This window comes from Pseudoduganella sp. RAF53_2 (assembly GCF_052113985.1).
In the GTDB taxonomy this organism is placed as follows: domain Bacteria; phylum Pseudomonadota; class Gammaproteobacteria; order Burkholderiales; family Burkholderiaceae_D; genus Rugamonas.
Window position 1 is genome coordinate 1 of record NZ_JBFRDW010000490.1, and the last position, 4,619, is coordinate 4,619.

Below are 4,619 nucleotides of genomic sequence, written 5' to 3' on the forward strand. Positions count from 1 at the left end.
CTGCTGGATGGCGTGGATATCCGCAACTATGCGGTGTCCGACTACCGCCGCAATATCGGCCTGGTGCTGCAGGAGCCTTTCCTCTTCTTCGGCACCATCGCCGAGAACATCGCTTACGGTAAGCCGGAAGCCACGCGCGCCGAAATCATGGCTGCCGCTCGCGCGGCCCACGCGCACGACTTCATCCTGCGCCTGCCGCAGGGCTACGATTCGATCGTGGGCGAGCGCGGACAGGGCTTGTCCGGCGGTGAACGCCAACGTATTTCGATTGCCCGTGCACTGCTGATCGATCCGCGCATCCTGATCCTCGACGAAGCCACAGCGTCCGTCGACTCCGAAACCGAAAAAGAAATCCAGAAAGCGCTGGACAATCTGGTGGCGGGCCGCACCACGATTGCGATTGCGCACCGCCTATCCACGCTGCAGCGCGCCAACCGCCTGGTGGTGATGGACCGCGGCCAGGTTGTAGAAGAAGGCCCGCACGAAGAATTGATGGCGCGCGAAGGCGCCTACTACCGCCTGTATCAGGCACAGGCACGTAACGTCGATACCGACCTGGATGACAAAGCAAACACCCGCCATGACGATAACTAATTTCACCCTGCACCGCGACAGCTTCGGCCGCCTGAACCTGACCGACGCCGCAGGCACGCTGTACGAAAACGTGGCGCCGGTACGCGCTTTCCCGATCCAGGCGCCGGAAGAAGGCCTGTCCCTCGTCAACACCGATGGCAAGGAGATCGCATGGCTCGATCACCTGTCCGACCTGCCATCCGAGCAGGCGGACATGGTGCGCGAGGACCTCGCGGGCCGCGAGTTCATGCCGGTAATCCAGACGATCCAGAGCGTGACCAGCTACGCCACACCCTGCACCTGGAAGGTCAAGACCGACCGCGGCGACACGGAATTCGTGCTGCGCGGCGAAGAAGATATTCGCCGCATTGKCTCGGTGTCGCTGCTGGTGTCCGACACCCACGGCATCAACTTCCTGATCCGCGACCAGTTCAATCTGGATAAGCACAGCAAGAAAATCCTCGACCGCTTCCTCTAAATTTCTGTTCGAAACAGGATGACGGCGTCGCCGGCAATGGTGACGCTTTTCGGCGCGCCGCCGCTTACGGCCACGCGCACATACACGATGCCGTCGCGGCGCATGGCGTGGCCCTGATGTCCCTCGAAGTTCAGTTCGTGCTCACCGTGCGGCATCAGACTGTGCTTCACCAGGTAGGCGCCCAGCGGGCCGTTGGCGTTACCCGTGACCGGGTCCTCGGCAATGCCGATCGCCGGTGCGAACATGCGGCCATCCGTGCGCTGCGCGCCGCTGATCACAAACGGAAACCAGCCGTTGCAGCCAAGTTCAGCGCTTAACGCCGCCAGCGCTTGCATGTCGGGCTTGATGGCGTCCAGCGGATAGTTGTCGCGCAGCGGCACCATGACCTTTGAATGACCAGTCGACACCACCTGCACCGGCTGTCGGCCGGGCATCGGCGCCAGGGCTGCTGCGCCGACTTCCAGCCGCAGCGCGCGCGCAATCCTCTCGCGCCACGTATCGTCCAGCGGCGGACCAAAGCTGATTGCACCCTGCTCGATCTCGATCCGCCAATCGCCGCCATCGCGCACAGCAGTTACGCGTTGCAGTCCCGCGCCGGTGCGCTGGATAAGGCTGGGCTTCGCCGCCGATCCGGCCACGGCACTACGAACATGCGCCAGAGCGTAGTGCGCTGCGATGGTCGCATGCCCGCACACCGGCACCTCCACAGTCGGCGTAAAGAAGCGCACCCACACGTCGTGATCCGGCGCGGTTGGACGAAGCACGAACGCCGTCTCCGAATGTTTGAGTTCGCGCGCAATGTCCTGCATCTCCGCTTCGGACAGCCCATCCGCATCCAATACAACGCCAGCCGGGTTGCCGCGGAAGCGCGTACGAGTGAAAGAATCGATATGAAAGAGCTGGGGCATGACATCTCCTTATGCAAAGCCCCAGCATAATTGTGCTCATGACTAGCAACAATACTGATGATTATTGATACACTCTCTCGTAAATCGGGAGAATCATGAGCACTCTAGACGACTATGCGACATTCATCGCCATCCTGGACGGCGGTTCGCTGACGGAGGCCGCCAGGCGTACCGGCCGTTCGCTGCAAGCGGTAAGCCGCTCGCTGGCCGAACTGGAAGCGGAAATCGGTACACAGCTGATTCAGCGCACCACGCGCCGCCTGCAAGCCACGCCTGCCGGCGCAGCCTTCCTTGAGCGTATTCGGCGCGCGCTGGCCGACATCGAAGCGGCTCGCGAATCTGCCCGCCGCGACGGCGACAACCCGCGCGGCAAGCTGCGCGTGGCAGCGCCTGTGCTGTTCGGCGCGACATGGCTCACGCCAATGGCCGCCAGTTTCATGCAGCGCTGGCCTGAAATCGACGTGGAATTAGTGTTGAGCGAACGGCATGCCGACCTGGTCGCCGACAAGCTGGATCTGGCAATCCGCGTCGGTGAACTTCCGGATTCTTCATTAAAAGCGCGCAAGCTGGCGCAGCTACGCCGTGTGTTCTTTGCATCGACGGCGTGGATTCAGCAACACGGCCGTCCGCCACACCCGGACGAACTCGCCGCCCTGCCCTGCGTCCTGCGCAACACAGGCGCAGACCGCAAGCAATGGCCCGCCACGATCGGCGGCAAAATTCATCACATCAAGGTAAAAGGCCCATTCAGCGCGAACGATGCCGCCGCAGCCAACGAAGCTGTCGCCTGCGGACTCGGCGCCGGCATGGCGCCTTTCTGGCAAATACGGAAAATGCTGGACGAAGGCCGCGTCGAAATCATTCTGCGGGAATTTGAGCCGCCGCCAGTGCCGATTCACGCGCTATGGCCGAGCGGCCGCGCGCTCCCTGCACGTACACGGCTATTCGTCGACCACCTGGCCGTGCAATTTAGTGCAGTACGCTGGTAATCAGGCTGCCCGTGCCACCGGGATGACGTCGGCTGCCATACCGCTGGACAGCGCCTCAAGGCGTGGACGATCAAGAATCTGAAGATCGCGGTTATTCAGCGCGATCAGGCCATCGCCGCGCAAACGCGCCAGCTGACGGCTCACGCTTTCCACGGTCAAGCCAAGATAGCCCCCGATGTCCTCACGCGACATGCGCAGCTGGAAGGTGGTGGACGACAAACCGCGCTGCGCATAACGGCCGGAGAGATTCAAGAGGAAAAGCGCCATGCGCTGCTCGGCGCGCATRTGGCTCAGGAACAGCATCACCGACTGCTCGCGTTGAATCTCGCGRCTCATCGTGCGATGGAACTGCTGCAGCAGCACTGGCACCTGCATGACCAGCTCCTGCAGCCGGGCGAATGGAATYTCGCAGACTTCACTGTCCTCCAGCGCCACTGCATCGACCGTATGCATGCCACCGCCGATGGCTTCCATTCCCAGCAAATCGCCGGCCATGTGAAAGCCGCCAATCTGCTGCTCGCCGCGCTGATTGACCTGCGAAGTCTTGAAATGACCGAAACGCACCGCAAACAGGCTGTTGAAAGGCTGGCCGGCGGCATACAGACGCTCATCGCGCGGCACACGGCGGCGTCGGGCAATGATCTGGTCCAGACGGGCCACATCATTGTCATTCAGGCCTTGTGGCAGGCAAAGCTTATTAAAACTGCACAGCGAGCACTTCGCGACGGTCTTCATTTTGCGGCTCCAGATAATCGGCACCGCCAGTATCGCCGCTGGCCGCCCGGAAGAATATCGGGCTCCCCATGCAGTTCATGTAGGGCTTCCCCTACAAACTCAAATCAGGCCGTGTTCCAGAGCGTAGCGCGTGAGCTCCGCATTGCTCGCCATACCCATTTTGTCAAGAATGCGGCTGCGATAAGTCGTCACCGTATTGGGGCTCAGGTGCAGCAGTTCGCCGATGCGCACCAGGGATTCACCTGCCGCGATCATCTTCAGCACCTCCAGCTCACGGTTGGACAGATTTTCGTGATCGCCGGTCGCACCGCCGCCGACCAGGYTTGCCAGCTTTTCCAGCAGCGCCGGACTCACGTGCTTGCCACCCGCCGCCGCCTTGCGCACCGCTTCAATCAAGGTGGACGTCGGCGCGTCCTTGGTCAGATAGCCCGACGCGCCGAGCTTCAGCGCGCGCACTGCGTAAATCTCTTCGGAGTAGGTACTCAAAATCAGCACCGCCATGCGCGGGTATTCATTGCGCAGGCATTTCAGCAGATCGAGTCCATTCTTGCCCGGCATTTTGATGTCGACCAGCGCCACATCAAACTTGCGCTCAGCCACGCGCTCCATGGCCTCCACCGCATTGCTTGCCTCGCCATCGACGCTGATGTCCGCAGCAGTACCGAGCATCAGGCGTACGCCGTTGCGTGCGATGGCGTGGTCGTCCACCAGCAGAACGCTGATCTTGTCAGTCATGGTGCGCCTCCAGCGGCAGACGCAATTGCAGCAGCGTGCCTTGTCCCGGCGTCCCGGTGATGGTCAGTTCGCCGCCAAAGCCGCGCGTCCTTTCATGCATACCCAAAATTCCCCACGATTCCTTATCCAGCAAGCGCGTCTTGTCGATGCCTTTGCCGTTGTCTTTCACCGTCAGCAGCACTGCGCCGCCATCACGCGCTG

The 4,619-nt window shown here is 61.8% G+C and carries 7 protein-coding genes; 3 read left to right on the plus strand and 4 right to left on the minus strand.

Going from position 1 to position 4,619, the window contains the following annotated elements:
- Together AB4Z11_RS23650 and AB4Z11_RS23655 are read left to right on the plus strand one after the other, a co-directional pair.
- The coding region (locus AB4Z11_RS23650) for an ABC transporter ATP-binding protein (RefSeq protein WP_442028110.1) at window positions 1–594 on the plus strand (594 nt) is incomplete at its 5' end.
- Window positions 581–1,051: a cyanophycin metabolism-associated DUF1854 family protein gene (locus AB4Z11_RS23655; protein WP_442028111.1), complete on the plus strand. Its 471-nt coding sequence runs from the start codon at window positions 581–583 to the stop codon at window positions 1,049–1,051. The genes AB4Z11_RS23650 and AB4Z11_RS23655, both read left to right, overlap by 14 nt.
- On the opposite strand, the gene AB4Z11_RS23660 is transcribed toward AB4Z11_RS23655, so the two are convergent.
- On the minus strand, window positions 1,048–1,959 hold the full coding sequence (locus AB4Z11_RS23660) for a PhzF family isomerase (RefSeq protein ID WP_442028112.1): 912 nt from the start codon (window positions 1,957–1,959) through the stop codon (window positions 1,048–1,050). The genes AB4Z11_RS23655 and AB4Z11_RS23660 overlap by 4 nt on opposite strands.
- A gap of 95 nt (window positions 1,960–2,054) precedes the next feature.
- Between AB4Z11_RS23660 and AB4Z11_RS23665 the strand changes: the two genes are divergently transcribed.
- Window positions 2,055–2,948: a LysR family transcriptional regulator gene (locus tag AB4Z11_RS23665; protein WP_442028114.1), complete on the plus strand. Its 894-nt coding sequence runs from the start codon at window positions 2,055–2,057 to the stop codon at window positions 2,946–2,948.
- Here AB4Z11_RS23665 and fnr read toward each other — a convergent pair whose 3' ends face one another.
- From fnr to AB4Z11_RS23680, 3 genes are all read right to left on the minus strand, one after another.
- Window positions 2,949–3,683 carry a fumarate/nitrate reduction transcriptional regulator Fnr gene (gene fnr, locus AB4Z11_RS23670; protein WP_442028115.1) on the minus strand — a complete coding sequence of 245 codons (735 nt, stop codon included), beginning with the start codon at window positions 3,681–3,683 and terminating at the stop codon, window positions 2,949–2,951.
- Window positions 3,684–3,782: 99 nt separating this feature from the next.
- Window positions 3,783–4,418 (minus strand): response regulator, encoded by a 636-nt coding sequence (locus tag AB4Z11_RS23675; protein WP_442028116.1) that lies wholly within the window; start codon window positions 4,416–4,418, stop codon window positions 3,783–3,785.
- On the minus strand, window positions 4,411–4,619 hold a 209-nt coding region (locus AB4Z11_RS23680), incomplete at its 5' end, for an ATP-binding protein (protein ID WP_442028117.1). The genes AB4Z11_RS23680 and AB4Z11_RS23675, both read right to left, overlap by 8 nt.